27 protein-coding genes and 1 pseudogene are annotated in these 26,967 nt (G+C 62.5%); 18 read left to right on the forward strand and 10 right to left on the reverse strand.

The genetic code is table 11. The annotated features are described in order from the left end of the window. Window positions 1–152: 152 nt before the first annotated feature. The 10 genes from QM685_RS16465 (at window position 153) to QM685_RS16510 (ending at window position 10,108) form a co-directional block, all read left to right on the forward strand. Window positions 153–560, forward strand: coding sequence for a hypothetical protein (locus QM685_RS16465; RefSeq protein WP_415117434.1), 408 nt, complete (start codon window positions 153–155; stop codon window positions 558–560). Window positions 561–564: 4 nt separating this feature from the next. Next, window positions 565–747, forward strand: a complete 183-nt coding sequence (locus QM685_RS16470; RefSeq protein WP_415117511.1) for a hypothetical protein — start codon at window positions 565–567, stop codon at window positions 745–747. Window positions 748–1,267: 520 nt separating this feature from the next. Beyond that, complete coding sequence (locus tag QM685_RS16475; RefSeq protein WP_415117435.1) at window positions 1,268–2,137, forward strand: branched-chain amino acid ABC transporter permease; 870 nt, start codon at window positions 1,268–1,270, stop codon at window positions 2,135–2,137. Further along, window positions 2,134–3,111: a branched-chain amino acid ABC transporter permease gene (locus QM685_RS16480; protein ID WP_415117436.1), complete on the forward strand. Its 978-nt coding sequence runs from the start codon at window positions 2,134–2,136 to the stop codon at window positions 3,109–3,111. The genes QM685_RS16475 and QM685_RS16480 overlap by 4 nt, the downstream gene beginning before the upstream one ends. Further along, entirely contained in the window at window positions 3,108–4,730 is a 1,623-nt protein-coding gene (locus QM685_RS16485) for an ATP-binding cassette domain-containing protein (RefSeq protein ID WP_415117437.1), read from the forward strand. Before QM685_RS16480 ends, QM685_RS16485 begins: the two co-directional genes overlap by 4 nt. A gap of 17 nt (window positions 4,731–4,747) precedes the next feature. Beyond that, on the forward strand, window positions 4,748–5,962 hold the full coding sequence (locus QM685_RS16490) for a DUF1116 domain-containing protein (protein WP_415117438.1): 1,215 nt from the start codon (window positions 4,748–4,750) through the stop codon (window positions 5,960–5,962). A 24-nt stretch (window positions 5,963–5,986) separates the two neighbouring features. Further along, complete coding sequence (locus tag QM685_RS16495; RefSeq protein ID WP_415117439.1) at window positions 5,987–7,129, forward strand: ABC transporter substrate-binding protein; 1,143 nt, start codon at window positions 5,987–5,989, stop codon at window positions 7,127–7,129. A 112-nt stretch (window positions 7,130–7,241) separates the two neighbouring features. Further along, entirely contained in the window at window positions 7,242–8,015 is a 774-nt protein-coding gene (locus QM685_RS16500) for a class II aldolase/adducin family protein (protein WP_415117440.1), read from the forward strand. Window positions 8,016–8,097: 82 nt separating this feature from the next. Next, window positions 8,098–9,450, forward strand: a complete 1,353-nt coding sequence (locus QM685_RS16505) for a Rieske 2Fe-2S domain-containing protein (protein WP_415117441.1) — start codon at window positions 8,098–8,100, stop codon at window positions 9,448–9,450. Window positions 9,451–9,490: 40 nt separating this feature from the next. After that, entirely contained in the window at window positions 9,491–10,108 is a 618-nt protein-coding gene (locus QM685_RS16510) for a hypothetical protein (RefSeq protein WP_415117442.1), read from the forward strand. A 29-nt stretch (window positions 10,109–10,137) separates the two neighbouring features. Here the strand turns inward: QM685_RS16510 and QM685_RS16515 are convergent, their stop codons facing one another. Continuing rightward, window positions 10,138–11,103, reverse strand: a complete 966-nt coding sequence (locus tag QM685_RS16515; RefSeq protein WP_415117443.1) for a LysR family transcriptional regulator — start codon at window positions 11,101–11,103, stop codon at window positions 10,138–10,140. A 79-nt stretch (window positions 11,104–11,182) separates the two neighbouring features. Between QM685_RS16515 and QM685_RS16520 the strand changes: the two genes are divergently transcribed. Genes QM685_RS16520 through QM685_RS16530 form a run of 3 tightly spaced genes read left to right on the forward strand, consistent with a single transcriptional unit; the run spans window position 11,183 to window position 14,256 of the window. Further along, window positions 11,183–12,025, forward strand: a complete 843-nt coding sequence (locus QM685_RS16520) for a hypothetical protein (protein WP_415117444.1) — start codon at window positions 11,183–11,185, stop codon at window positions 12,023–12,025. Beyond that, entirely contained in the window at window positions 12,022–13,323 is a 1,302-nt protein-coding gene (locus tag QM685_RS16525; protein WP_415117445.1) for an amidase, read from the forward strand. The genes QM685_RS16520 and QM685_RS16525 overlap by 4 nt, the downstream gene beginning before the upstream one ends. Next, window positions 13,324–14,256, forward strand: coding sequence for a PDR/VanB family oxidoreductase (locus QM685_RS16530; RefSeq protein WP_415117446.1), 933 nt, complete (start codon window positions 13,324–13,326; stop codon window positions 14,254–14,256). It abuts the gene before it with no gap. A gap of 282 nt (window positions 14,257–14,538) precedes the next feature. Here QM685_RS16530 and QM685_RS16535 read toward each other — a convergent pair whose 3' ends face one another. The 5 genes and pseudogenes from QM685_RS16535 to QM685_RS16555 form a co-directional block, all read right to left on the reverse strand. After that, window positions 14,539–15,780 carry a porin gene (locus QM685_RS16535; RefSeq protein WP_415117447.1) on the reverse strand — a complete coding sequence of 414 codons (1,242 nt, stop codon included), beginning with the start codon at window positions 15,778–15,780 and terminating at the stop codon, window positions 14,539–14,541. Between the two features lie 170 nt (window positions 15,781–15,950). Continuing rightward, window positions 15,951–17,594 (reverse strand): annotated as a pseudogene (locus QM685_RS16540) (MFS transporter); the annotation flags it as partial. Between the two features lie 84 nt (window positions 17,595–17,678). Then, entirely contained in the window at window positions 17,679–18,917 is a 1,239-nt protein-coding gene (locus QM685_RS16545) for a CaiB/BaiF CoA transferase family protein (RefSeq protein WP_415117448.1), read from the reverse strand. An 84-nt stretch (window positions 18,918–19,001) separates the two neighbouring features. After that, entirely contained in the window at window positions 19,002–20,138 is a 1,137-nt protein-coding gene (locus QM685_RS16550; protein WP_415117449.1) for a MaoC family dehydratase N-terminal domain-containing protein, read from the reverse strand. A 52-nt stretch (window positions 20,139–20,190) separates the two neighbouring features. After that, window positions 20,191–21,753, reverse strand: coding sequence for an acyl-CoA synthetase (locus QM685_RS16555; RefSeq protein WP_415117450.1), 1,563 nt, complete (start codon window positions 21,751–21,753; stop codon window positions 20,191–20,193). A 112-nt stretch (window positions 21,754–21,865) separates the two neighbouring features. On the opposite strand from QM685_RS16555, the gene QM685_RS16560 reads away from it, so the two are divergent. Both QM685_RS16560 and QM685_RS16565 read left to right on the forward strand, forming a co-directional pair. Next, window positions 21,866–22,678 carry an IclR family transcriptional regulator gene (locus QM685_RS16560; protein WP_415117451.1) on the forward strand — a complete coding sequence of 271 codons (813 nt, stop codon included), beginning with the start codon at window positions 21,866–21,868 and terminating at the stop codon, window positions 22,676–22,678. After that, window positions 22,675–23,136: a PaaI family thioesterase gene (locus tag QM685_RS16565; RefSeq protein WP_415117452.1), complete on the forward strand. Its 462-nt coding sequence runs from the start codon at window positions 22,675–22,677 to the stop codon at window positions 23,134–23,136. The genes QM685_RS16560 and QM685_RS16565 overlap by 4 nt, the downstream gene beginning before the upstream one ends. Here the strand turns inward: QM685_RS16565 and QM685_RS16570 are convergent. Together QM685_RS16570 and QM685_RS16575 are read right to left on the reverse strand one after the other, a co-directional pair. Then, a complete protein-coding gene (locus QM685_RS16570; protein WP_415117453.1) occupies window positions 23,128–23,643 on the reverse strand; it encodes a protein phosphatase CheZ in 516 nt (171 codons plus the stop codon). The two genes, QM685_RS16565 and QM685_RS16570, sit on opposite strands and share 9 nt — an antisense overlap. Window positions 23,644–23,645: 2 nt before the next feature. After that, window positions 23,646–23,951: a response regulator gene (locus tag QM685_RS16575; protein ID WP_415117454.1), complete on the reverse strand. Its 306-nt coding sequence runs from the start codon at window positions 23,949–23,951 to the stop codon at window positions 23,646–23,648. A 132-nt stretch (window positions 23,952–24,083) separates the two neighbouring features. Between QM685_RS16575 and QM685_RS16580 the strand changes: the two genes are divergently transcribed. Continuing rightward, entirely contained in the window at window positions 24,084–24,398 is a 315-nt protein-coding gene (locus QM685_RS16580; RefSeq protein WP_415117455.1) for a hypothetical protein, read from the forward strand. A gap of 278 nt (window positions 24,399–24,676) precedes the next feature. Here QM685_RS16580 and QM685_RS16585 read toward each other — a convergent pair whose 3' ends face one another. Together QM685_RS16585 and QM685_RS16590 are read right to left on the reverse strand one after the other, a co-directional pair. After that, window positions 24,677–24,898, reverse strand: coding sequence for a hypothetical protein (locus QM685_RS16585; protein ID WP_415117456.1), 222 nt, complete (start codon window positions 24,896–24,898; stop codon window positions 24,677–24,679). Between the two features lie 97 nt (window positions 24,899–24,995). Continuing rightward, window positions 24,996–25,589 (reverse strand): TetR/AcrR family transcriptional regulator, encoded by a 594-nt coding sequence (locus QM685_RS16590; protein WP_415117457.1) that lies wholly within the window; start codon window positions 25,587–25,589, stop codon window positions 24,996–24,998. Window positions 25,590–25,856: 267 nt separating this feature from the next. On the opposite strand from QM685_RS16590, the gene QM685_RS16595 reads away from it, so the two are divergent. Together QM685_RS16595 and QM685_RS16600 are read left to right on the forward strand one after the other, a co-directional pair. After that, window positions 25,857–26,516, forward strand: a complete 660-nt coding sequence (locus tag QM685_RS16595) for a DUF3313 domain-containing protein (RefSeq protein WP_415117458.1) — start codon at window positions 25,857–25,859, stop codon at window positions 26,514–26,516. Window positions 26,517–26,645: 129 nt separating this feature from the next. Beyond that, on the forward strand, window positions 26,646–26,855 hold the full coding sequence (locus tag QM685_RS16600) for a hypothetical protein (protein WP_415117459.1): 210 nt from the start codon (window positions 26,646–26,648) through the stop codon (window positions 26,853–26,855). The last annotated feature ends 112 nt before the right edge of the window (window positions 26,856–26,967 follow it).

The following is a 26,967-nucleotide window of genomic DNA, read 5'->3' on the forward strand; positions in this document are numbered from 1 at the left end:
AAAACTCATTTTTCGTTTATCGAGGAAGAGATTCGAAACTGCTCGCTTTCTTTGAGAACATCGCATCCGCCGAGTTTTCGTCCCAAGACAAAATCAACATCACCGACACGGAACTTAGACGACTTGTCTTATCGAAAGAACAAGCTGTCAGCTTGGTTCACGATAATCAAGGCGTCTTCTCAGAGATCATTCGCCACGAGATTACCAAGGAAGATGTTGTCTCTCTCGGCTATCGCAAGCGGCAAGTCACCACATTCGCGAAGTTACTAAGCGAGCCGACCTGCTTCAACCAAGTAAAGGCGGCAAAAAGCATGAAGGGAGACGAAGCTTTATGGCAAGCGTTCTTTGAACGGAATCGATGGATATTCGGGTATGGCCTTAGCTACTTCTTCGTCACAGGGTTCGACAATAGAAAGCTGGAGCAAGTAGTCGAAGGGCATGACTTGATCAACCGTGGAACGCGGCCCGACGGCCTGATGAAGACGAGGGGGCATCGTCAGTTCGCGAAGAGGTATTCAATTCAAACCACGAGCCTTCATCGTTGTCGGCTCTCCCGGTGAATTTATCACCGAGCAGGGTGTGAACAAAGATAAGCTTCGGTCATTCGAGCTTTACCGGAACAGCATATCTTCTGTTGACATTCTGACTTTCGACGAGCTATTCGAACGGTGCAGCTTCATCGTCAGATCGGAGGCTGAGCGCACATCAGGCGAAACGTCGCCACATGGCACGGAAATCGGGCCCTGATCACGGATCACCGACACTGGGAACTGGCGCAGTGAGCGGACGATTTCTGCTCAGGCGCGCGAAGGGACACCGACTTCCCTCGATGGAATGACCGCTTGTTAGGTGGAACCGCCAGCTGGACGTTTGATTGACCGATCCGACGAGGATCTCTTCCTGGCCGCTATCGGTCAGTCCGACCCACTCCTGGTACGTCTGTCATTATTTTTGACGACTGCTCACACGCTGTTGAGAACGTCAATCGCTAAAGTGCGGGCGTCAGTTGACCTGGGAATGAACTGCACGCGTCGACGCGATCCAGGCAAGCACCGCCTTAGTGCTGCTTCCGAAAAACAGAATCAACTGAATTCTGATCTGATTTGTTCCCGGTTTTTGGGGCTTCTACATTCAGTTCATCCATCCGCGACGCTGCGTGCGGATCCTGTGACGAAACCCCGAATGACTGAGGACAGGCGATGGTCACCCTTCCCCGTACTGCGCGCGGCATCCTGCGGCACACGCTGCCTTCGACGAGAAGCCGCGCATGACCGAGCTCATCCAGTATCTCGTCTCCGGCCTCGTGGTCGGCTGCATCTACGGACTGGTCGCGATCGGTTTTACCGCCGTCTATAACGCGACGCATATCGTCAATTTCGCGCAGGGCGAGACCTCGATGCTGGCCGCGCTCGCGGCCGCGAGCATGATTGCGTTCGGCATGCCGCTGATCGTCGCGCTGGCGATCGCCGTGGCTTTCGTCGCGCTCGTCAACGTGATAATCGAACGCATCGCGATCCGGCCGATCGGCAATGACGTGACGCGCGGCATCATCATCACGATCGGCATCGGCATCATGGCACAGGGCCTCGCGGCGCTGGCGTGGGGCACGGACGCCCAACCGTTGCCCGCCTTTTCCGGCTCGGGCTCGCTGAATCTCGGCGGCGTCTCGGTGCCCCGTCAGGCGCTCTGGGTGTTCGGTACGACGCTCGTGCTGATGGCCGGACTGTATTTCTTCCTCACCCGCACCTATCTGGGCAAGGCGTTTCGCGCCTGCGCGATGAATCGCGATGCCGCGGGCCTCATGGGCATTCCCACGCGTTCGATGCGTGGCATCGGCTTCCTGCTGTCGGGCTTCGTCGGCGGCGTGGCGGGCGTGATCATCGCGCCGATCGCCCTGATGCAGTACGACAGCGGCACGCCGCTCGGCATCAAGGGCTTTGTCGCCTGCATCATTGGCGGCTTCGGCAATCCGCTCGGGGCGGCGCTCGGCGGCCTGCTGCTTGGCGTGCTCGAAGCGCTCTGCGCGGGCTATCTCAGTTCGGGCATGAAGGACGCGATCGCCTACGTGCTGTTACTCGTCTTTCTGCTGGTGCGCCCGGGCGGTATGCTCGGCGACTTTGGAGGCGCGCGCACATGAAACCCGTGCTGATCCTCGTGGCGGCCCTCGCCGTGGCACTCGTCGCCAGCAATGCGTACGTCGTCAACCTGCTGGTCGTGAGCGCGATCTATGCGATTCCCGCCGTCGGTCTGTCGATGCTGATGGGCTACACCGGCCAGATTTCACTGGGACACGGTGCATTCGTCGCGTTCGGCGCGTATCTGGCGGCGTGGCTTACGCAAACGCTCGATCTCGATCCGTGGCTCGGCGTGATCGCGGCGACGCTCGCCTCGGCGCTGATCGCCTGGTGCATCGGCTGGATCGTGTTCCGTCTGAAGGGCCATCACCTCGCGATGGCGACCCTAGCGCTCGCGTTGATCGTGCATATCGTGCTGGTGCAATGGCGCAGCGTCACGGGCGGTCCGGACGGCATCGCCGGGATACCGTCACTCACGATCGGGCCGCTCAGTCTCGCCTCCGATCAGGCGGTCTACGTGCTCGCATGGGCGCTCTGCGCGCTCGGACTGGCGATGGCACACAACCTCGCAACCTCGCCGATGGGTCTCGCGATGCGTACGGTCAGCGAAAGCGAACGCGTGGCCCTTTCGCTCGGCATCGATGCAGCACGTGTGAAGCGCAAGGTGATGGCGTTGAGCGGCGCCTACGCCGGGCTCGGCGGTGCGCTCTACGCTTACTGGATGGGCTACATCAGCCCGGACCCGTTCAACGTCGGCTTCTCGATCAAGCTGCTGCTGATCGTGGCGCTCGGCGGCGCGGCGGGCGTGTGGAACGTGCTGTTCGGCACGTTCGTGGTGGTGATCGTCAGCGAATGGCTCAAGCCGTTTGGACGTCTCGACGTGGTGATCTACGGCGCGCTGCTGGTGAGCGTGATGATCTTCATGCGCGACGGCCTCGCGGCGACGCTCGCCGCCCAGTTGCGGCGTCTGCGTGCGCGCCCCTCCCTGCGTCCGCTCGTGCCCGGCGACGTACTGCGCGACAAGGAGTCGCTATGAACGCCGCTGTTTCCACGACTTCCCCGGCCACGCTGCTGGAGGTGACCGGCGTGTCGGTCCGCTTCGGCGGTTTGCAGGCGCTCTCCGATGTCGGCTTCGACGTGCGGCGCGGCGAGATTCTCGCGCTGATCGGCCCAAATGGCGCGGGCAAGTCGACGCTGCTCAACGTGCTGTCGAGCTTCGTCGCACCGCAAAGCGGCGAAGTCCGCTTCAAGGACCGCGTGATCAGCGGACTCGCACCTGATGCGGTCAACCGGCTCGGTCTCGCGCGCACCTTCCAGGCAGCCGAAATGCTGACCAGCATGTCCGTGCTCGACAACGTCGCGACCGCCGGCGTGGCGCGCCGCCCGTCGAGCATGCTGCAAGGCATGACGAACCCGTTCGCCACCGCGAAGACGCTCGATGCACTGCGTAGCCACGCCGCGGAGATGCTCGACCTGGTCGGTCTGCGCGCGCTCGCCGACCGTCCGGCAGCGGCGCTGACCGCGGGCCAGCAGCGGCTCGTCGCCGTGGCGCGCGCGCTCGGCAGCGATGCCGGACTGCTCCTGCTCGACGAGCCCGCCGCCGGCCTCACCACTGACGAAAAGAAGCTACTGGCCGAAGCGATCCACCGCATCCGCGAACGCGGCATCACCGTGCTCTTCGTCGAACATGATCTCGCCTTCGTCAGCAGCCTCGCCGACAGGCTGGTCGTGCTCAATCATGGCGCGGTACTGGCCAAAGGCAATCCGGAAACAGTGCGCCGCGATCCGGCGGTGATCGCCGCCTATCTCGGCAATACCGACGTGCGCACCGCGCGCCGCGCGCGCGAAACGCCCACTGGCGCGGCGCGATCCGGTGTCCCGCTGCTCGCGCTCGATCGCCTGTGCGTGCGCTATGGTCAGGCCGACGCGCTCGTCGACGTATCGCTTTCGGCCCGGCGCGGAGAAATCGTCACGCTGATCGGCGCGAACGGCGCGGGCAAGTCGAGCCTGCTCAAGGCGATCGCCGGTCTGGTCACACCCGTCTCTGGCAATGTCGAATTCAACGGCACGTCGATTGCCCGTCTGCCGATGGAGCGTCGCACCGCGGCGGGTATCGCGCTCGCCCCCGAGGGACGCCAGCTGTTCGGCACGCTGAGCGTGCGCGACAACCTGCGGATGGGCGCGTACACCGGTTTGCGGGGCGCGGGCCTCGTGAACCTGTTCCGTCCGCGTCGCGCAGTCGCGCGCGACATGGCCGACACGATGGACGATGTGCTCGCGTTCTTTCCGCGTCTGAAGGAGCGCATCGACCAGCAGGCGGGCACGCTGTCCGGCGGCGAAGGCCAGATGCTTGCGATCGGCCGCGCGCTGATGAGCCGTCCGCAACTGCTGATGCTCGATGAACCGTCATTCGGACTTGCACCGCAGGTCACGCGTGAAATTCTGGAATCGCTGCCGCGACTGGCCGAACGCGGCATCACCGTACTGCTGGTCGAGCAGAACGCGCACTCGGCATTGCAGGTGGCCGATCGAGGCTACGTGCTGGTCAACGGGCGGATCGCGCTCGAAGGCGACGCGACCGCGCTACTCGACTCGCCCGACATCGGGGAAGCCTACCTCGGCTGGCAGGGCCCGGCTTCCTGCGAGGCCGCCTGATGGAGCATCGTTCCGACATGGCACCGCTCACTTCGTTGTCCCTTGCCGCTTCGTATGCCGAAGCAGATCGCGTCGCGCTAGATGCGATTGCCGCAAGCCGTCCGATGCTGCGCGCGTTGGTACGCGCGCGCGACGCGATCCAGTGGCCCGACCGCACCCTGCTGCACGCCGGTCCGCCGCTCGGTGGCGACGTACCGCCCGCACCGATTCTCCATTCCGCCGCTCATGCCGCTGTCTATGAGGGATGGACGCCAACCTTCGACGCCGCTATCGACGCCATCCGTGCGCACGAGATCCTGCTGGCGCCGGCGCAGGAACACAATTGCGTCGTGCCGCTCGCGGCGGTGCTCTCGCCTGGTCAGTACGTGCAGGTCGTCTCCGACGCGGCAGGCCGTGGCCGTACGATCCACGCCGCGCTGAGCGGCGGTAGCGGCCCGGCGATCCGGCTCGGTATCGACAACCCGCGGGTCGTTACGCACCTGCATTGGGTCAACGGACCGCTCGCGGAGACGATCGGCGCCCGCCTCGGTGCGCCGATCGATCTCGCCGCGATCGCCGATGCCGCGCTCGCGCTGGGTGACGATTGTCACGGCCGCACGATCGAAGGCACGCGGCTCGTCGTCGAACACCTGGCCGCGCAATGTGCATTCGACGACGATACCATCCAGCGCTTTCTCGACACGTCGCCAGGCTTCTTCCTGAATGCATGGATGGCCGCATCGCGCTGCATGCTGAGCGCAGCGGAAAACGTCAACGGCAGCGCAATCGTTACGTCGATGGGCGCCAACGGCCGGCGTGCCGGCATCCGCCTCGCGCACGCGCCGGCGCGCTGGTTCACGATCGCCGCGTCGACGCCCGTCGGACGCTTCGACTCAGGCTTGAGCGCGGCCGACGGACTGCCAGCCGTCGGCGACAGCGCCGTCGTCGAGGCGCTCGGTCTCGGTGCAATGTGCATGCACCGCTCGGACGCGCAGCAACAGAGCCTCGGTGCGTTCATGCCGGCCCCACCCGCCCTGCTGAACGACACATTGCTCGGCGTGGCGCACCCCGCATTCACTCACGGCACGACCCTCCTTGGCCTGAACGCGCGCCGCGTGGTTGCAAGCCGGCTGCAGCCGGCGGTCGCGCTCGGCGTGCTCGATTCGAATGGGCGTCGCGGCCGCATCGGCGGCGGCATCTGGAGCGCTCCGCAAGACCTGTTCGACGAAGCGCTCACCGCTCTCTTCAACTGAAACCACAAGAACGGACACCCCCACATGAAACGCACGCAACGCATTGTTTCCGGCATCCTGATCAGTCTGGGAATCTGCCGCGCCGCCCTTGCAGACGATATCAAGCTTGGCGGTCTGCTCGAAACATCGGGTTTTATCGCGTCGCTCGGTCAACCTGCGCTCGAAGGCGCACAGCTCGCCGTCGATCAGGTCAACGCAGCGGGCGGCATCAGGGGTCGCAAGGTGAGCCTCGTCAATATCAACACGGAGAGCGACAACACCAAGAGCGTGTCGGCGCTCAAGCGGCTGACCACACAGGAAAACGTGGTGGCGATCATCGGGCCGTCGAGCAGCGGTTCGAACTTCGCGATTGCGGACGCCGTGGAGCGGGCAAAGATTCCGATGATCGGCATCGGCGCGACGCGCGGCATCGTCCTGCCGACGGAGCGTCGCAAATACGTGTTCCTCGTGCCGCTCACCGATGTCGTCGTGGAAGGCGTGATGCTGAAGGACATGAAAAAGCGCGGCATCACGAAGATCGCCATGCTGCACTCGGATGTTGCGTTCGGTACCAGCGCGAGCGACAGCCTCGAAAAGCTCGTCAAGGACGAAGGCATCACGCTGGTGGACAACGAAAGCTTCGGCAATGGCGATACCGACATGACGCCGCAGCTCACGAAGATCCGCGGCACGGATGCACAGGCCACGGTGATCTGGGCGACCGGACCAGGGCTCGCCATCGCGACGCGCAACTATCGGGCGCTCGGCATCAAGGGGCCGCTCTATCTGACACACGCAGCCAACGACTTCAACTTCCTGCGTCTTGCCGGCGACGCGGCCAACGGCGTGCTGTTGCCGTCGTCCAAGATCTACGTTGCAAGCGAGTTGCCCGATTCCGATCCGCAAAAGAAGGTGTTGACGTCGTTTTCCGCTGCATATCAGGCGAAGTACGGCCATCTTCCCGCGACCTTCGCAGGCAACGGCTACGACGCGGCGATGCTGCTGATCGACGCGATCCGCACCGCGGGTGACAAGCCCGAAGCGATTCGCAACGCGCTCGAAAACGTCAAGGACTACGTGGGCGTTACTGCGCGCTACACGTATGGCCCACAGGATCACTTCGGCACGCGCGCGGAAAGCGTGGAGATGCTGACCGTCGATCAGGGCAAATTCAAGCTCGCGCATTGAGCGCGTACTTTTTGAATACTCTTTTACTGTCGCCACATCGCCGCTCATGGACCGCAATCCTTTTGCGTTCGCGCCGGTTTCGCAGGTTTCGCCCGCCTCGTCCACCGATTCCGTGAGTGACGCACATGCCGATCCCGCCGCACGACGCGAACGGCTCAGGCACACCGCCGCCTGCGCGTTTCGCTACCTCGCATCGCTGCGCATGAATATCGGTGTGTCCGGGCATCTGTCGGTACGCGACCCGGTGCGCAGCGACTGCTTCTGGGTCAATCCGTTCGGTGTCGGGTACGGCGTGATGCGTGCAGGCGATCTGACGCTCGTCTCGCACGACGGCGCAGTACTGGAAGGACGCGCGATCAACGCAGCGGCATTCGCGATTCACGCGCAGATTCATCGCGCGCGGCCCGATGTCGCGTGCGTGGTACATGGTCATCCCGAACACGCGACCGCGTGGTGTGCGCTGAATCGCCCACTCGATCCGATCAATCAGGACGTGTGTGCGCTCTACGACGAGCACTGCGTGTACGGCGAAGACAGTGGTCTCGTCGTGGACATGAGCGAGGGCGAACGGATTGCACAGGCGCTAGGCGCGCGCAAGGCCGCGCTGCTGCGTAATCACGGCCCACTCACCGTGGGCCAGAGCATCGAGGAAGCCTTGTGGTGGTTCGTGCTGATCGAGCGGTCCGCGCGCATCCAGCTGCTCGCCGAAGCGGCGGGAACACCCACGCAATTGAGCGTCGGCGCCGCGCGTTCGATTGCGCGTGGAATCGGCACGCCTGCGTTCGGTCATTTTCAGGGCGCGACCTGTCTGGCGGAATTTGCCGCGCTGGACCGTGATGGACAGCGCAGCTCGATCACGGACCGGTACGCATCAGAAAAACCTTAGCGAGCAGCCATATTTGTGACTGTCGCCCGGCACACGGCGTCGCTAGCATCGTCATCGAACGTCATACTCGCAGAGTGAAGACATGACCCAGAAAACCATCCTGATCAAACCCTACTCGGCCTATGAACGCGAACGTCAGCCCGCCGAAAACATGGAGCTCACGCACGTCGACAAAGGCACGCCGATGGGCGAGTACCTGCGCCGTTTCTGGCAGCCGGTCGCGCTCTCGACCGAACTCGGCGAACTGCCGAAGACCGTGCGCATGTTCGGCGAAGACCTTGTGCTGTTTCGCGCAAAGAACGGCAAGCCCGGGCTGCTCGAAAAGCATTGCAGCCATCGCGGTACGTCGCTCGAATTCGGCATCTGCGAGGACGAAGGGCTGCGCTGCTGCTATCACGGCTGGCTCTTCGGCGTGGACGGCACCATTCTCGAAACGCCGGGCGATCCGCCGGATTCGCAGCTGCGCTTCAACGTGTGTCACGGCGCCTACCCGCTGCACGAATTTCGCGGCATCATCTTCGGCTACTTTGGGCCGCCGGAACACAAGCCCGAGTTTCCGGTGTTCGATACCTACCATATCGAAGACGACCGGCTCGTGCCGTACTGCATCACATATCCGTGCAACTGGCTACAGGTACTCGAGAATGTGATGGATCCGGCGCACGCGGTATTCCTCCACACGCGCATCAGCTTCACACAGTTTGCCGAAGCATGGGGCGAGTTGCCGGAGATGGATTTCGTACCGACGCCCGCCGGCATGATCTACGTCACCACTCGCCGCTGGAAGGACAAGATATGGGTGCGCTCGAACGACATCATCCTGCCGAATCTCGCGCAGGTCGGTCACATCTGGGAAGACGGCCAGGACGACAAAAGTTTCGTGCGTGTCGCGATCACGCGCTGGACCACGCCGATCGACAACCAGACCTGCCGCATCATCGGATGGCGCCATTTCCATCCCGACGCGGACCCCCGCGGCATTGCCGACGAAAGCCTGTGCGGCGTGGAGTCGGTCGATTTCTTCGGTCAGAACGGCGAGCGTCCGTACGAGGACCGTCAGCGGATGCCGGGAGATTACGACGCGCAGATCTCGCAACGCCCGATCGCCGTTCATGCGCTCGAGAATCTCACGCGCTGCGATCGCGGCGTGGCGATGTTGCGCCAGTTGCTCAAACGCGAAAGCAAAAAAGTCGCGGAAGGCGGTCAACCCGCCGTGTCGCCGCTACGCAGTAACGGCGACACGCCGACCAATGCGCACGATACCGTGATCACCTCCGCGCCGCGCTATGACGACGCGGCTTTCATCCGCGAGGTGGGCAAGGCGATCACGAGCATCGTAGTGCACGGCAATCACCACGAATTGGACGATCGCGACCAGCAGGTGCGCGAACGCATCGAGGATTACGCGCAGTCACTCACCGGCAGCACCGTCTGACGCGCTCCCGTCAACGTCTTCCAACCAAGGCAGAACGAACATGAATCAACCCGTTCATCCCGGCACGGTCGCGTGGACCGGCGATAACCCCGGAATCTATCTGAAGGAAACCGATGACGGCGAGTGGACCAGCCTCGCCGCGTACTACCGGATCAACTATTCGCCGCACGGCATGGGCAAAGGCGTGCTGTTGCTCGAACAGCCCGGTGTGGCCGCAAGTCTCCCCGAAGCGTGCAATGTGTGCATCGCCGACAACGAAGCGCTCGCACGCTATCTGATGGAGCACTTCTTCAGCAAATTCGCGGCGTTTCGCGTCTCGCCTGGCACGACGGCCATCCAGTATCTGCCGCTCACGGAATCGCGTTCAGTGGGCGACACACGTTCGCGCTATCAGGAAATCCTGATGTCGGGCGACCTGGAAGTGGTGATGACGTGGAACAAACTCGGCACGCCCTACGCAGTCGATATGCCTGCCGAAAAAGGGCCCACGCAGAAGCATGAAATGTACAGTCTCTTCATCGATGCAGCGGATGCAAGCATCGAGGTGAACGGACGCATGCTTGCAGGCAAGGTGACCACACGCAACTTCGACGGTGGCAAGAAAAGCTCCGCGTTCCTCGCGTTCTCGGAATCCTGGATGGAAATGCCCGCCGCCTGACGGACGCCACGCGCATCACGCCGCGGCGTTCAGGGAGACTCGATCGTCAGCGTATCGACGATCGACGCGATGCGCTCGACAATCGCCGCGGCGACACGCGGATAGTGATAGCGATACGAATAAGCCACCACGATATTGGGTTGCCGCACCAGCGATTCGAAAGGACGCGACACGATGCGACCGATGCCGGGCACGGTGTACGGCGGGCAGAAATTGAGCAGCGAGAACCCATGTCCGGCGGCGACGAGGCCGAACAGCATGTTCAGCGACGTGACCGAATGTGCGATACGCGGCAGCACGCCGTGGGAGCTGAATGCAGACAGCATGTACTCACGCGTGCGCGGCAGATCGAGCAGGATGAACGGTTCCGTGTTGATATCGCCCGTCGAAATTCGGGGGCGTGCCGTGAGTGGGTGCTGTGGAGGCAACACCACCTGTAACGGCGCGCTGCGTAAGGTCATCACCTGAATGCCCGACGGGATGTCGAAGTCGTAGAGCACCGCGAGATCGAGCGTGCCCGTGCGTAATCCTTCGATCAGATATTCGTGATGGCCATCCGTCCACGTGAGCTTTGCATTAGGAATGTCTTCGCGCACCATGTTAAGCAGCGACGGAATCACGAGTGGCGCGAACGTGGTGAGACAGCCGACTTTCACCTGCCCGCGCAGTGCGCTGCGATCGAGCGAGCCAGGTTGCAGCAGTTCGTTGGCGTTCTGCAGAAACGCACGGCATTGCACGGCGAAGGCACTCCCCGCTTCGGTCAGGATCAGCCCGCGCGCGTGTTGCCGCTTGAACAGCGTCACACCGAGCGTGCCTTCCAGATGCGCGATGGCCGCCGAGACCGCGGGCGAGGAAACATGCAACACCGCAGCGGCCTTCTGCACGGACTGATGTTGCGCGGCGGCCAGGAAGTACGACAGCTGACGCAACGAGAAATCCGGTGCGCGGATAGGACCGTCGGCTGGTTCGTCGTGTTCGGATTTGGGCAGATTCATAACGGAGCGGATCAGGCGATCAGGCAATCGGAGCGCTTGTCATGAAGACGCAGCGGATGGCTGACATGAGGATACATGCGTGATCGACGATCGGGCAACCACCCAGCACCACGACAAGCTCGCGCGCGCGTATGCGGTGGGAGACGGCGTGATGCTCGATGGCGCGATGCGTACACCAGTCGTCGTACGTATCGGGGCCGAGGCTCACGATGAACGCATCGCCTTCACCGTGCCGTTGCGCGATGATGAGCCCGCGAAGCCCGCTGGTGTGCCACGTCACGCGTTGCGTGTCCCCCCGCATCTGCCGCTGCGCGACGCGCTGTGCCTGCCCGCAAGCTGGCCGAAGATCTACATGGCACTCGTGCGACGCCTGAACGTCGGGCCGCGCGACGCCGTCCTGATCCACGACGCGCACACCGCGGGCGGGATGCTCGCCTGCCTGCTCGCGGCATCACTCGATGCCGACGTACTGGCCATATGCGACACCGCCGGCCACGCACGCCGCGCTATCGCCATGGGCGCAATGGAAGCCACGACGATCGGCTCGGCATGGCCGGAACTGATCCGGGAGCATGGCGGCGCGGATGTCGTGCTCGATCCTGCAGGCGGCCGCTACGCGGGTGCATCGACCATTTGCGCACGGCGTCATGCGCGAATCGGCGTACTGGATGGCGCACCGCCGATGGGCATCGACGATGAGCAATGGCAGCGCATTTTCTCGAAGCAGCTCACATTGACGGCCGCCGACTGGTCGCCGTTGCGCGATGCGACGGTCGTGCACGAAGCGGCTGCGTCGTTCGATGCGATCACGCGAACCGACGCGTGGACGCGATACGTGGCCTTGCGCGACAAGTCGATCACCCCGGACGACGGCGATGGCATGCCGACCGATGAACCTCACTGGATTCCAATCGAAACATGACTTCCTTCTACGATGTTTCACCGCTGACGGCAGTGGCGATCCGGCGCGGACTGGCGGACGGATCGCTCACGATCGATGCTGTGTTCGATCGCTTCGAAGCGCGCATCGAGGCCTGCGAGCCGCCCGTTCGGGCGTGGCGCACGCTCGACATGCACGCGGCCCGGCGCGCCGCTGCGCAACGGCATGTGTCTTCTTCTGGCAGTACCGTGCTCGCTGGCGTACCGGTTGGCGTCAAGGATATCTTCACGACACGTGACTTCCCCACCCGATACGGTTCGCCGATTTACGCGCAAGGCATTCGGGCAGCGGACGCCGCGTGCGTCGGACGGGCGAGAGCCGCCGGCGCGCTCGTAGCCGGCAAAACGGTCACCACCGAATTCGCTTACTTCACGCCGGGACCGACCGCCAACCCGCACGATGTGCAGCGCACGCCCGGTGGCTCCTCGAGCGGATCGGCGGCCGCCGTGGCAGCGGGCATGGTGCCGCTTGCTTTCGGCTCGCAGACCGCCGGGTCGCTGATCCGACCCGCCTCGTATTGCGGCGTTTTCGCCCTCAAGCCGACGCACGGCCTGCATAGCCTCACGGGCGCGAAAGCCATGGCGCCCTCGCTCGACACGCTCGGCTGGCTTGCGCGCTCCGCCGATGATCTCGAACTGATGCGCGCGGCGCTCTCAGGCGAGCGGTTCGACGCCTTGCAGGCTATCGATCCGGCGGCCTTGTCGATTGCCATCCTGCCCGGTTACGAACAAAGCCCGATCGAAGCATCGACGCATGCAACCTTCGATGAAGCGCTTACGCGCCTTTCCCGCGCCGGTGTGTCCATCGTCGAGGTCAACGCGTCTCCCGACATGCACGGCCTCGTCGATGCACAGAAATGCGTGCAGGCTTATGAGGCCGCGCGAGCGTTCGATGCGGAATGGCGCGATCACCGCGAGCAGTTGAGCGCGCCGTTCGCCGCACTGCTCGAAGCGGGTCACGCGACGCCGCACGACGCCTGCATGGCGGCGCTCGCGCTGGCCGAACGCGCACGCCTTCAGTTCGCGTCACTGACGCACGACGTCGATGCCGTGCTGACACTCGCCGCGCCGGGCGAAGCACCGATTGGACTCCAGGCCACGGGCGATCCGGTACTGAGCCGTTCGTGGACCCTGCTCGGCCTCCCGTGCATCAACGTACCGGGCATGCGCGGCCCCAATGGGCTGCCGATCGGACTGCAACTGGTCGGCAAACCGCGCGAGGAACGACGCCTCCTCGCGATTGGTCGCCATCTGAACCTCATCGTCGAACAAGGTCTGTAAATGAAGCTGATCGTCGAAAAGAATCACGCGCTGGCCGACGGCGTGCGGCTGATCGCATTACGCGCGGAGGACGGCACGCTGCTGCCCGCGTTTACGCCCGGCGCGCATCTTTCGTTTGCGATACCGGGTACGCCACTGCATCGCGAGTATTCGCTAACCGGCGACGGCGATGCGAGCGCAACCTACGAAGTCGCGGTACTGGCGCGCGAACACGGGCTGGGTTCGTCGTGGATGCATGCGTTGCGACCGGGCGACGTTGTCGAGGCCGAGTTGCGCAATGCGTTCGCGCTCGAGGCAGCCGAAGGCGGTCACCTGCTGATCGCCGGAGGCATCGGCATCACGCCGATTCTGTCGATGGCACGCCGGCTGACGCGCGACGGCCTGCCGTTCTCGCTGCACTACGCGTCCCGAAACGCTGCAAACGCGCCGTTCGCGGGTGAGCTCGCCGCGCTCGGTCCGCATTGCACGCTTCACGGCGGTCGTCCCAACAGCCTGCGTACGAAGCTCGGCAGCGTGCTTGCCGACCCGCATGCGGGAGCGCGCTTATATGTATGTGGGCCTCGCGCGATGATAACCGCAGTGGTCGAGGCTGCACGATCCGCTGGCTGGGCGGCGGAGCGCATCCATGCCGAACTGTTCGAAGGCACGCTGGCGCAACCGGAAGACAAGCCCTTCGACATCGAGCTGAGCTTGAGCGGGATGACGGTGCATGTCGAGGCCGGGCAAACCATGCTCGATGCGTTAACAGCGGCGGGCGTCGAGCCGCTGCACGACTGCAAGCGCGGCGAATGCGGGATGTGTGTCACGCCCGTGCTTGCAGGAGAACCGGATCATCGCGATCGGTATCTGTCAGCAGGCGAACGCGCTGCGAACAAATCGATCTGCGTCTGCGTGTCACGAGCTCGCTCCGATGTCATCGTGCTGGAGATATGAGCTGCTGGACGCATCAGCGTTTTGCGGTACGCAGCAACTATATGCCATCAAATTGCAATAAAAATTGACGCGCCGCTGAGGGGTTTGGCTTCCCCGTTTGCGGCGATCATCCGGACCTATGATTGGTAGCGATCTGGAAGAATGTGCATTGCAGACTCGCGTAATCAGAGATGTTCATACTTTAGCTTTTGTGACGTTTGCGGTTTGGCAAGCGGGCCCACCATCAACCGAGACCGACCGTTGAATGAACGTCATAGACCGGCGGCTGCCTCCCGTCGAAAGTCAGAAGAAATGCATGATGCCAAGCCGCAAGATCAACTGATGCGAGCTGTCTGACGGCGTCAGCGTCAGAATCGAAGCAACCGCCGGCTGGTTCGTCGAATCGGTGCCGCTCGCGATCACATACGTCGCGAGCACGTACAAATCCGTTCGTTTGGACAGCAGATAATGCGCGGCCGCGTTGAACTGGTTGTAATGTGCGGGCGGCTTGCCGTCGATCGCACCACCGGTGAGAAAATCGTATGCGCCGGTCAGCGCGATGTCGGGTCTCGGCAGATAGCGCACGTACGCGGCATAGCTGTTGAATACCGCGGTGCCGTGATAGCCGAGCGGATTCGTCATCGACAGCGTGCCCGAATTCGGATCGCCGAGATCGCCAAACCGCACGTTCGAATAGTTCGCACCAACGAAAAAGTTGCTCGCGCCATACTGTGCGCCTGCTCCGATCACCTGATACGTGCTGGCCGACGCAAAGCCGCTGTAGACTGGGTTCGACTGAATTCCCGTTACCGTGCCGACGTTGTTCCCGGTCGTCGAGCTCAACGTATTGTTGCCGAAGAACGACTGGTTCGGGTCATGCACCTTCAGATAGGCAGCCGCGACCTTGTACGGCCCAGCCCCATACGACGCGCCGAACGAATAGATGCTGTTGCGCGTGAGCGATCCTGCGACGCCACCAAAGCTGTACATGCCGCTGACGGTGAGGCCACGCCAGGAGGGGCTCGTGTACTTGACTGCATTGTTGGTGCGGTAGGTGTCTGCGAAGTTGTCGATGTCGTTGCCATGCGCGGTGAAAGTGCCGCCGCCGCCCACCGCCGCCGCTGAAAGCGGCCGCAGGAAATCGACCACCGAATCGTACTGACGACCGAGTGTCACCGAGCCGTAGGGGGTCGTCATGCCGACATAGGCCTGGCGGCCGAAGAATGTACCCCCTTCCTGCAGCTTGCCGGTGCCGATATCAAAGCCGGTCTCGAGTCGGAAAATCGCCTTGTAGCCGCCGCCGAGATCCTCCGAGCCGAGAAAGCCGAGCTGGTTGCCGGCCATCACGGTGCTGCTCGTCGTCCACTGCGTTTTGCCAACCCGTGCGCCCGCTGCGTTCAGCGCCTGGGCGTTGCTGATGTAGTTGATGCCCTGATCAATGATCCCGTAGATCGTCACCGACGACTGTGCGAGCGCTGCGTGCGAGAACATGCCGGCGCATAGGCATCCGCCGAAAGCAACCGCGCGCAATAATGGTTTTCTCATGGGTGTCTCCGTGGCATTGTCTATATTTAATTTGTGATGTGAAATATTTAAACCATGTTGGGACGGTCTTCAGAACACTGCCCCTTCGCTTAACTATCCAGATTATTTGCGCTTGCGTGCGCGGACTCGAGACCGCCTGCGCCGAGCGGAGCGGGCGCTTGCGCGGGATCGCTTTCGAGGCTCACTCCTCGCGTTTCCGGCAGCAGGAACACGCCAACCAGGAAGGTCATTGCGATAATCGAGACCGGATACCAGAGCCCTGCGTAGATATCGCCACGAGCGGCGACGATCGCGAACGCCGTTGCCGGCAGGAAGCCGCCGAACCATCCATTGCCGATGTTGTAGGGTAGCGAGACGGCTGTGTAACGAATGCGGGTCGGGAACATCTCGGCGAGAACCGCGGCGACCGGGCCATATGTGGCGGTGATGAGCAATCCCAGCGCGATGAGGATCACGAGCGCCATCGGCCAGTTGATCCGCGCGGGATCGGCGCGTTGCGGATAGCCGGCTTGAGCCAGTGCCTGGCTGAGCGCAGCGCCAAAGCGTGCTTCGTCGGCCCTGGCGCTCGTATCGGTCGCGCGATAGCTGCGCACTTCGGCCGTACCGACGCGCACCGAAGCGACCGTGCCGGCGGGCGCGGGCGTGTTTGTATAGCTGAGGCCGGCTTTCGCGAGCGCCTGCTTGGCGACGTCGCACGACGTGACAAATTGCGCGGTGCCGGTAGGGTTGAACTGGAACGAGCAGTCGGCCGGATCGGCGACGACCTGGATCGGCGCGCGCTCGAGCGCGGCTTCGAGCGCAGGATTCACGAAGTGCGTAAGTCCCTTGAACAGAGGGAAATACGCGCACGCTGCCACCAGCAAGCCGGTCATGATGACGGGCTTGCGGCCGATGCGATCGGACAGCGCACCGAAGCCGATGAAGAACGGTGTACAGACGATCAGCGCAATGCCGATCAGCACGTTTGCCGTCATGATGTCGACCTTCAGCGTCTGCGTGAGGAAGAACAGCGCGTAAAACTGGCCGGTATAGAGCACAACAGCCTGGCCGGCAACCAGCCCGAACAGCGCGATCAGCGCGAGCCGCAGATTGCGCCACTGGCCGAACGCCTCGGTCAGCGGCGCGCGCGAACCGCGGTTCTGCGCCTTCATGCGGCTGAACACCGGTGACTCATGCAACTTCAGGCGAATCCACACGGATGCCGCGAGCAGGATCGCGGAACCGAGAAACGGGACGCGCCAGCCCCAGTCGGCGAACGCGTTATCTCCGACCGCGAAGCGCACACCGAGTATCACGATCAGCGACAGCAGCAGGCTGAGTGTGGCCGGTGTCTGGATCCACGCGGTCCACGCGCCGCGTTTCGCGTTCGGCGCGTGTTCGGCCACGTAGGTAGCCGCCCCGCTGTATTCGCCACCGAGCGACAGCCCCTGCAGCAGACGCAACGCAATGAAGATGATCGGCGCGGCAATGCCGATCTGACTGAAGTTTGGCAACAGGCCGATAACGAACGTCGAGAAGCCCATCACCGAAATCGTGAACAGGAAGGTATATTTGCGTCCGACCTTGTCGCCGATCCGGCCGAACACGATCGAGCCGAACGGCCGCACGGCAAAGCCGGCTGCAAAGCTGAGCAGGGTGAAGACGAAAGCTGCGGCGGGATTGACGCCGGAAAAGAACTGCTTGCTGATGATCGTCGCGAGCGAGCCCGCGAGATAGAAGTCGTATGCCTCGAATACCGCGCCAAGCGACGACGCGAACAGAACGCGCCGGTCGTCGCGCGTCATGCGCGCGACAGCCGTGTGGTTGTCAGTCATATTCGTCTCCGTGCGGCCGTCTCGTGGACGGCGTCGTTATCGTTCGTGAAACGGCAAACAGCGGGTGCGCGTCGGCGGAAAGTCTCAGCGCTTGTGGCGACGCGTTATCGGCGCGACACCGGACGACAGCAATTGATCGATGTCGCGCGCCGAGTAGCCCGCATCGCGCAGCACGCTTTCGGTATGAGCGGCGAAGGGCGCCGGCGCGCTGCGCACCGAGCCCGGCGTGCGCGACAGCTTCACTGGAATGCCGACACCGCGATAGTCAGGCAGTTCGACGACCATCTCGCGCGCTTGCGTTTGCGCATGCGTGAGCACGTCCGCGACCGACTGGATGCGCGATGCGGACACGCCCGCTTCGCTCAGACGTTCACAGAGCCGCGCGCCGTCGAACGTGCGCAGAATGGGGTCAAGCACCGAACGCAGCGCGGCGCGATTCGTCACGCGTAACGGATTCGTCGCGAAGCGCGCATCGTCGATCAGTTCGTGATGGCCGATCACGTCGCAGAAACGCCCGAATGCCCCGTCGTTGACCACGCCGATGAACACCTCACAGTCGGCGGCGGAAAAGGTGTCGTACGGCGAGATGTTCGGATGAGCGTTGCCGGTCAGCTTTGGCGTCGCACCGGACGCGAACCAGTTGGCCGGATGCGGATGCAGCAGACTCAGCGCAGTTTCGAACAGCGACGTATCGACCAGTTGCCCTTGCCCCGAACGCTGCCGCTCGGCGACCGCGAGCAGGATGCCGATCACCGAAGACAGGCCCACCGCGGTATCGACGATCGGAATACCGATGCGTGTAGCGCCAGACTCCGCGTGACCGTTCACACTCATCAGCCCGCAGAACGCTTGCAGGACTGCGTCGTAGCCGGGCATCGACGCGAGCGGACCGCTCGCGCCGAAGCCGGAGATGCGGCAATAGATCAGCTTCGGAAAGCGCGTCGAGAGCGTCTCGCGATAGTCGAGGCCCCACTTTTGCATCGTGCCGGGCAGGAAGTTCTCGATCAGCACGTCGGCGTCGGCGAGCAGGCGCAGCAACACTTCGCGACCGGCCGCATTCGCGAGGTCGAGTGCGATGACGCGCTTGTTGCGATTCAAACCGTGAAAATAAGCGGCGCTGTCGCCGACGAACGGCGGACCCAGCTCACGGGTTTCGTCGCCTTGCGGCGGTTCGACCTTCAGCACGTCCGCGCCATGATCGGCAAGTATTTGCGCCGCATACGGACCGGCGAGCACGCGCGACAGATCGACGACCTTCAAGCCGTGCAACGCCCCTCGCGGAGAACAGCCTGATGCATGCGGCACGTCCGACGAATCGCTCATCCAATGTCTCCAATCTCGATGTTCGACGGGGCCGCCATGTCCGGCCCTCCGGCCCTCGATGCTGTTATGCGACTCAGGAAGCCGTCAGTCGCGCGACGGCAACTCGACCACACCGCCGCCCAGAACCGACAGCTCGTTGTCCTGGTTGCGCGCTTCCTGCTCGATCTCGACCAGATGGCGGCCGTTCTCGACGTACTTGCGCAGCACCTTGCCGGTGATGAACAGCATGTCGCCGGCGGGATTGTGGCGGCGGATCTTGCAATGCGCGCGCCGCAGGAAGCCGTCGTCACCCATCCAGTTCGTCATATGATGCGTGAGCCACGAGCAGCGCTCGGGACCATAGTCATACGCGCCCGGTGCTCCGACGCGCAGCGCAAACTCCTCTTCCCAGTGCACGCGTTCCGGGCAATCGGGAATGCCGAAGCGGTTCTTGATGCCCGCGCCCGGATGCGCGTCGACCAGTTGCCAGGCGAGCTTGTTCGCACGGATGTACAGACCGCCCCAGCCCTGGGCATACGCGATGAAGCCGGTCACCGTCATGGGTCCCTTCAGCATTACCGGCAGTTGCTCGCCCTCGGCGACGTCTTCCCAGTAGCGCTTTTGCGCGCCGCGCACCGGTTCGTTCCGATAGAGCTCGTACGCTTCGGCCAGTTCTCGCTCGGAGTACAGGCGCGGCGCGCGCGACTTGACCTCGGCATACTTCGTGCCCTTTTCGCGCGCGTGATCGCGCTCGGTGCGGAAGCACCAGCTATCCGCGTCGGCCACCAGATCGCCATGCTGGTTGTAGAAGTCGACGTGATAGATCTGCTGGATCGCGCGGCCCGCAAAGCGTGTGTCGTGCTCGATCAGATCCTTGAGATGCGCTTCGGTGGAGATGGTGTCGTTGCGGTGGACCGTTTTGTGCCAGTTCCAGTCGGCGCCCGACCACATCGCGTGCACGCCGGGCAAACCGCCCACGTACCCGGAGATGATGCGGCTCGTCGTGAAGAGGAAGCTCGGCAGGGCGACCAGACCGCCATGTTGTGTTCGTGCGGCATATTCGGGCTCGCACCACAGAGGGTTGTCGTCGCCGATGCCGTGTGCGTAGTGGCGGATGTTGTCGCGCGTGGCCTCGTAGCACCACGGTTCGACCGTCGGTCCAACCTTCACGCCGATGCGCCGCTTGAGGTCTTCGAGACCTTGCTCGGTGATTTTGGGGAACATCAGCTGATCTTCGGCCATGCGTCTTCTCCTGATAAGCGAAGTGTGTCTACGTGTTGTCGGTGGTATTGCGTCACGCGGGGGCGTTGGCAGCGGCTTGCCGCTCGCGCTCGCGCAGCGCCTTACGATTGATCTTGCCCGCTGGATTGCGGGGCAGTTCGTCGACGTATTCGACGATGCGCGGATATTCGTACTGGCTCAGCTTCTGTCTTACGTAATCCTGAATTTCCTTCGTAAACTTATCGTCGCCGCGGCGCTGGGCGACGACCAGCACCTTGACAACGTGTCCCCGCAACGGATCAGGTGCGGCGATCGCCGCCGCCTCGCGCACGTCGGGATGCTTGAGGACCGCGTCTTCGACTTCTACTGCGCTGATGGTCCAGCCTGCCGAGATGATCACGTCGTCGGCTCGCCCGAGGTGATAGAAGTAGCCATCCGTGTCGACGCGGCCGAGATCCTTGGTCGGAATCCACGCACCGCGCCGCCATACCGCGAGTTCGCCCGTCACATCGGGCGCGCAGGGCGCGCCGTCGGCGTCCTGCACTTCCACGCGCACGCCGGGCACGGCCTTGCCGAGCGAGCCGGGCCGCACCGCGAAATCCGCAGCGCCCGGATAGCTGACCAGAATCACGCCGATCTCGGTCGTGCCATACATGCTGCACACCGTGCAGCCGAACGTGCGTTGCACGAACTCCATCGTGTCGCTGTCGATCGGCTCGCCGGTGAACGACAGCTTCGAGAGCGCATAGTCGTATTGACGCGCGACGCCGGAGTTGCGGATCATCCGGTAATGCGTCGCGGCGGCCGACATATTGTCGAAGCGATGTTCCGACAGCGCGCGCAACAGCCGCTCGGCGGCGAACTTGCCCGAATAGGCGCCGATCGTCGCGCCGAGCGCGAGCGGCGCGAGCGTGCCATGCCAGAGTCCATGTCCCCATGCCGGAGACGATGGACAGAAGAAAGTTTCACCGGGCCGCACGCCCGTGCCATAGAGCGCCGCGCGCAACACCATTACGAGCGCTCGATGTGTATGGCGCACTGCATCAGGCAATTCGCGCGTGGTGCCCGATGTGTACTGGAAAATCGCAAGATCGTCGCTATGCGACGCACAGTCGAAGCGGTCAGGAAAGTGCGCGAGAGATTGCAGCCAGGCATCGTCGGCGATTACCGTCGAAACGCCCGGCAGCGACGTCGCCACAGACGCCTTCTGCTCATTCGTGAACAGCATCCGCGCCTGGCAGTCCTCGACGCGTAACTTCAGGCCATCGGGACCGAACAGCGTGAAAAGCGGCACGGCGATCGCCCCAAACTTCAGGATACCGAAAAGACAGGCATAAAAAGAAAGCGATGGATCGAGCATCACGCCGATGCGCTCGCCCGGCTGGACACCCCGGTCTCGCAGATAATGCGCGACATGCGAAGAGGTACGCGAAAGCTCGGCGAAACTGAGGATTTCATCGCGGCCATCGGCATGAGCGACGATGACGGCTGTGCGGTCGCTTGCCGCGTGACGGTCCACGCATTCGTACGCAATGTTAAGCCGCGAAGCGTCACCGTCCACCAGTTCCCACAGTTTGTCGACGCTGAAATGCTGCTGTGCATCGGCATAAGAGGTGTATGCCGTCAACTTGGTCATCTGCTTGTCTCCGGGTCGTCGTGTCGTTCGTTAGGAGACACTGTAGAAAGTTGGCGTGGTTTTGTCAAATACGTTATGATTTTGTCTATAGACAAAAATGATGAGGACAAACATGAATGATCGAAACCAGTCTCGGGACGAAACCGGGAAAGCCGGCAGAGGCCCGCGCGTGCGGCCGGTGCCCGCGGTCAGCCGCGCAATTGCGATCTTGCGGCTGCTCGGCGAAAGCGACGAACCGCTCGGCGTCAAGGCGGTCGCCGATCAGTTGGAGATGGTGCCGAGCACCGCGTTGCACATTCTTCGCGTGCTGGTTGACGAAGAACTCGTCAAAGTGGACCGGGCCACCAAGCGTTATGCAATCGGCGCCGGGATGCTGGCGCTCGCGCGCAGCGCGCTGAAGAGCGGTGGCTTCAGCCAGCTCGCACAGCCGCATCTGGACGAACTCGCGTCGCGCTACGGTGTACGCACGATGGGCGTCGAAGCGAGCGGACTGCGGCACATGGTAGTAAAAGCATTGTCGCGTTACGAGCTGTCGATCAGTCTGCATGTCGAACTGGGTAGCCGGTTCCCCGCGCTGATCAGCGCGACTGGCCGTTGCGTGGCGGCGTTCGGCGGCTACAGTGCGGCTGAACTCGAAGCGGGCTTCGCTGCGCTGCACTGGCAGAATGCGCCGTCGCTGGATAGCTGGATGAAAGACGTCGAAGCGACGCGCAAGCGTGGGTATGGTGTCGATCACGGCAACTACATCGTGGGCGTTACGGTGGTCGCGGCGCCGGTGCTCAACTCGATCGGACACATGACATACGGACTCGCGGCGGTCGGCATCGCGACGCAGTTGAATGCCGACCGCATTGCCGCGCTTGGTCACGATCTCCGCGAGGCGGCAGCGGACATCGCGGCATCGATCGTGGAGAGAAGCACATGAGTGACACGACCGATATGCAACTTCTGATCGAGGCCGGCTGGCGCGAGCATGCTCGACGCGGCTTCATGGGGCTCGTCGGGCCGTTATGGAGCCGGCGCGAAGCCGATCGCTACGTGTTCGGAGTGCTTGTCACGCGCGACCATGTGAATCCGGCGGGCATGATCCATGGGGGCATGATCACGAGCCTGCTCGATCAGTCAGTCAGCACTGCGGCGTGGGAAGCTACCGTGCGACAGCCTTGCGTGACAGTACAACTCGACACGCATTTCGTCGCGGCCGTGCGGCCCGGCGCATTCATCGAGGCGCGATCGCGTACTGTGCGGCAGACCGGTACGCTGGTGTTCGTGCAAGCGGAATTAAGCGTCGCGTCGGAGATCGTCGCTATCGGCGTCGCGACACTCAAGGTTATTAGAGCCCCGGCTAACGGACTCAACGCGGGCCATCATCCTTCAACGTGATCCGTTGCATCCGTCAGCGGTGGGTACTGTGGTAGCCATAGGAGAGTTTGCACTGCGTAGCGTGGTTGTCCCAGAATGCGCTCGCGCATTGGTCGCCTCTGCGCTCTGGGGGACCTGCTTCAGAAAGCTGCGAGTGTCCGCAATCAATGCGCTCGCATCGTCACGCGCAAGCGGTACCTCATACCAGTGAGCCCACCGGTCGTCCAACAGCCGCGCGTCGGTATGCATCTTCTCCTGCAACGGCTGAGCGAGCTCGATTGCATTCAGCGCGCGCTCCGCTGCCTGTTCCGTCATCGTAACAACGTATTTGAGCCGGTCATGCGCGTCGGGCACCATCTGTGCCACTGCTTGCAATTGCTGGTCAAGACCGAGTTCGCGCATTGAGTCACGCAGCGTACGCGTGAGTTGCCCGATACGCGCCAGAATCCGATCGCTCGATACGTCCGATACGTCGCCCGCGTCATCGGCTGGCGTGGCGTTTTCCAAAATATTTGACAGATCGTTCACAGTCACGCCCCCGTATTGACCTTCTCAAGGATCCCGGTCAACTTCTCGTCGAGCGTTGCGGCCGTGAACGGCTTGACCACGTACCCGTTCGCCCCCGCCTGCGCCGCCGCAATAATGTTTTCCCGTTTTGCTTCGGCTGTCACCATGAGCACTGGCAAATGCGACAGGCTCGGGTCGGCGCGGATTTGCTGGAGCATGACCAGACCATCCATGACTGGCATATTCCAATCGGACACGACGAAATGGTAGCCACCGGTTCGCAGCCGCGCGAGCGCGGCCGCTCCGTCTTGCGCCTCGTCGACGTTCACCCACCGAATTCAGGCGCCGGTGATACCTGCCCCGGCATCAGGAGCGGTTCTTCGAGATTGCGACGCTGTGGATGCACGGATCGCAATCTCGCGAGATTGCCGATCGTGGCGGCATGCCGATGGACGACTTGCTTGGCGTTTGCACGTTTGTTGGAGAAAAAACTGGAGCGAGACGGTAACGTCCTGGCCGAAGGCGTCCGAACCTTTCCCGATCATTTGCGCTTTGGCTTGCCCGATGCCGACGCTCGCCTTCTGGCCGCCAGCGGACTGCGGCACCGCCGTGCGTGCACCCAACTGGGCGTTACATTGCAGGCCCAGCCCGTCGTCGGCCCCACGCAAGTCAGGATCGATGCGCTGGCGTCGCTCCGGGCCCACGCGGACGCATGGCGTGCACACTCGGGCGAACTCGTCTGTCAGAACACGCTGTCGGATCTGCCCTCACAGTAAGCCACGGCCAGTTAGCTGTTGCGTAAATCGAGCGTCAGGCAATATGGCTCGTGATGCATTCGAATCTCAAGCACTCTCCACGTATTCGGGCCGTTGCGGACCACCTGGCTGAACTGCTTTTAGCGCATCGTTCCCAACTTACAGGCGACACGTAGCTATTTGAATTCATCTGCGCTTTACAAGATACGAGTTCTCGGCGCTATCGCGAGCGCAACCACAAAGGTAGTCATTCAGATTTTCCGATGAGAGTACACGGCGTGCCCCTTGGGTGAAGCCAACTACGTGGCCCACTGCCGCCACACCCGGGTGGGCTCCCCTATTCCTGCCGGGGAGAACAGATAGAGATTCTGTCCGTAGTAGCGCAGAGACAGGTTCCCGGTGTATTGCGCGGCAAGCATATGCCTTGCGCCATCGACTTGTTTCAACAATTCGTCACGCTGGGCAGCATAGACGCGCAGCGGGTCGGCATTGGATGCCGTTTCATCGTGGTTGACGAACATCGTCGCTCCGACCACAAAAGTTGCGCTAATGCCCGACACCGCTACGGCTCCCCATAGAGTCCGCACAATCCCTCTCCGAATTGATCCCACTGTCGCATCAGCGCGCAGACACCTTGCGCGCCTTCTTTGACTCGCGAGTTTCCCATTGCGGCTCATCAAGCAGGCGCTCAAACAGACGGGTCATCAGTGGCTCGGGCAGTCGGGAAAGCCCGAGCAAGGAAGCGAACGCGATGCCATTGGCCGCGAAGTAGCGCAGCAGGGAAAGTTCGAAATCGTTCGCCTCTTCCTGCATCTGCTTCATTCTTGAGGCATCGCTCTCCTTCAGATCGTCCAGGAGTTCCGGATTTTCAACCATTGCGGCAAGAACCGCCCGCGCAACGGAATGAGGCTGCCGGGTCGACTCCCTGTAGATGGCAATCTGCGAGGAAAGACACGGTTCTGATCTGGAGGCCCCTTCCTTCGCCAGGTAATCGCGCGCAATCTGCTCGAACTGCTGCTGCTGATATTTCAGCAACGCTGCAAGCACGCCATTCCTGGTGCGGAACTGATGCAGCAGCCCCCCCTTGCTGATACCGCTCTCACGTGACAACGAATCAAACGTCAGCCCGCCGATCCCCTCTTTGGTGAGGATGCTCAGCGCAGCGTCAATCGCCTTCCTGCGGGAATTCTCCGAACGGGTCTGGTTATCCATGTATCAGTCTGAGTCATATGAAGCCGGACGGCGCCATCGGCCTCCGGAGAAAATTGGGAGAACGCTCCAGATTTGCGGAATCCTGGGACTTATGGACAGACAGTCCCTGCGCGCCTGTTCGGTACCAATTTTACGCTGGAACCCCATCATAAAACAAACCGGATAGACGGTTTACAACTTGTTATGACGATGCTACGCTTCGCCCAGGTCAATCCCCGCCGTAGCTGAACCGTAGCCGGCACCCCATTCATCCTGTCCGAGGCAGACATGTCCGCAAAACTCCCTTTATTTTTCTGCGCTGGTGCCACTGCACTGGTCCTGACGGCCTGCGCCGGCGTGCAGCCGGTCGCGTATTCGGGTATCGCCTCCTCATCGCAGCTGAAACAGAACCGGGACGATGACTCCAACAAGATTCCCTACCGGTACGCCACATCTGTCTCCTGGTCACGCTACACCGAGGTTATCGTCGACCCGGTCGCCATCTATCAGGGGAGCGACAATCAGTTCGGGGATCTGAAGGAGGAAGATCGGAGCGCGCTGGCGGACTACATGAACAAGACGTTCACACAGAAACTCTCAGGCCGGTTTGGCATTACCTCGCACCCCTCCCCGGAGACGCTGCGCATCAGGCTCACGCTCACCGGAGCAGAGAAAACCACCTCGGTTGTCGGGCAGGCGATGCACTTCGACATTGCCGGCAACCTGTACAACGGGGTACAGGCCGTCCGTGGCGGAAAAGGTGCATTCAGCGGCTCGGTGTCCTACGCGGTAGAGATCTATGACAGTACCAGCGGGCGCCTGCTAAGGGCATACGTCTCGAAGCAGTACCCGAACGCCATGAACCTGCCAGCTGCGTTCGGATCGCTCAACGCAGCCAGGACCGGGATCGACAAGGGAGCTGACGCGCTGCTTGCCCAACTGCAATAAGTGATCGTCTGACAATCGCAGTGTGCGCACGGCGGAATTCGTCAGACAGCGTTGTTCCCCGATACATCTATCGCGGGAGCTGCACCGTGAATGCCGCTGGTTATTACCTGAAACTGCCGGAGCCCGCTTATGCGCACAATCGCAGATTTTGCAGTCTCGGCGTCACCACCGCTGATGGTCTCGATCGTTTTCTGGATCGCCTATCTGCTGGTGGGAATTCCAGTGCATTTCGCACGCGGGGCTGTCAGCCGGGATGTGTTCGGGACACTGGCCGGAGTGTTCGCGGCCCTCATCTATCTAACGATGGTACTCAGCTTCCCTTCACACCCGTTGCGATGAACCTGCCGCGCATTCCCCAGGCGACGTGCATGACACGCTGGTGGCGACGCCTGCCGCTCCGTCAGCCAGCACGTCCAGGCCCCTGTCGAACCGGCACGCGCCTTACGATTGC

The organism is Paraburkholderia sp. (assembly GCF_047605525.1).
Classification (GTDB): Bacteria; Pseudomonadota; Gammaproteobacteria; order Burkholderiales; family Burkholderiaceae; genus Paraburkholderia.

Bases quoted from the DNA above. Each gene is read 5' to 3' on its own strand.
- QM685_RS16595 (WP_415117458.1), top strand. From the start codon at position 25,857: ATGTCCGCAAAACTCCCTTTATTTTTCTGCGCTGGTGCCACTGCACTG.
- QM685_RS16490 (WP_415117438.1), top strand. From the start codon at position 4,748: ATGGCACCGCTCACTTCGTTGTCCCTTGCCGCTTCGTATGCCGAAGCA.
- QM685_RS16515 (WP_415117443.1), bottom strand. From the start codon at position 11,103: ATGAATCTGCCCAAATCCGAACACGACGAACCAGCCGACGGTCCTATC.
- QM685_RS16530 (WP_415117446.1), top strand. From the start codon at position 13,324: ATGAAGCTGATCGTCGAAAAGAATCACGCGCTGGCCGACGGCGTGCGG.
- QM685_RS16480 (WP_415117436.1), top strand. From the start codon at position 2,134: ATGAAACCCGTGCTGATCCTCGTGGCGGCCCTCGCCGTGGCACTCGTC.
- QM685_RS16535 (WP_415117447.1), bottom strand. From the start codon at position 15,780: ATGAGAAAACCATTATTGCGCGCGGTTGCTTTCGGCGGATGCCTATGC.
- QM685_RS16590 (WP_415117457.1), bottom strand. From the start codon at position 25,589: ATGGATAACCAGACCCGTTCGGAGAATTCCCGCAGGAAGGCGATTGAC.
- QM685_RS16600 (WP_415117459.1), top strand. From the start codon at position 26,646: ATGCGCACAATCGCAGATTTTGCAGTCTCGGCGTCACCACCGCTGATG.
- QM685_RS16485 (WP_415117437.1), top strand. From the start codon at position 3,108: ATGAACGCCGCTGTTTCCACGACTTCCCCGGCCACGCTGCTGGAGGTG.
- QM685_RS16565 (WP_415117452.1), top strand. From the start codon at position 22,675: ATGAGTGACACGACCGATATGCAACTTCTGATCGAGGCCGGCTGGCGC.
- QM685_RS16495 (WP_415117439.1), top strand. From the start codon at position 5,987: ATGAAACGCACGCAACGCATTGTTTCCGGCATCCTGATCAGTCTGGGA.
- QM685_RS16505 (WP_415117441.1), top strand. From the start codon at position 8,098: ATGACCCAGAAAACCATCCTGATCAAACCCTACTCGGCCTATGAACGC.
- QM685_RS16545 (WP_415117448.1), bottom strand. From the start codon at position 18,917: ATGAGCGATTCGTCGGACGTGCCGCATGCATCAGGCTGTTCTCCGCGA.
- QM685_RS16510 (WP_415117442.1), top strand. From the start codon at position 9,491: ATGAATCAACCCGTTCATCCCGGCACGGTCGCGTGGACCGGCGATAAC.
- QM685_RS16475 (WP_415117435.1), top strand. From the start codon at position 1,268: ATGACCGAGCTCATCCAGTATCTCGTCTCCGGCCTCGTGGTCGGCTGC.
- QM685_RS16585 (WP_415117456.1), bottom strand. From the start codon at position 24,898: ATGTTCGTCAACCACGATGAAACGGCATCCAATGCCGACCCGCTGCGC.
- QM685_RS16560 (WP_415117451.1), top strand. From the start codon at position 21,866: ATGAATGATCGAAACCAGTCTCGGGACGAAACCGGGAAAGCCGGCAGA.
- QM685_RS16525 (WP_415117445.1), top strand. From the start codon at position 12,022: ATGACTTCCTTCTACGATGTTTCACCGCTGACGGCAGTGGCGATCCGG.
- QM685_RS16550 (WP_415117449.1), bottom strand. From the start codon at position 20,138: ATGGCCGAAGATCAGCTGATGTTCCCCAAAATCACCGAGCAAGGTCTC.
- QM685_RS16555 (WP_415117450.1), bottom strand. From the start codon at position 21,753: ATGACCAAGTTGACGGCATACACCTCTTATGCCGATGCACAGCAGCAT.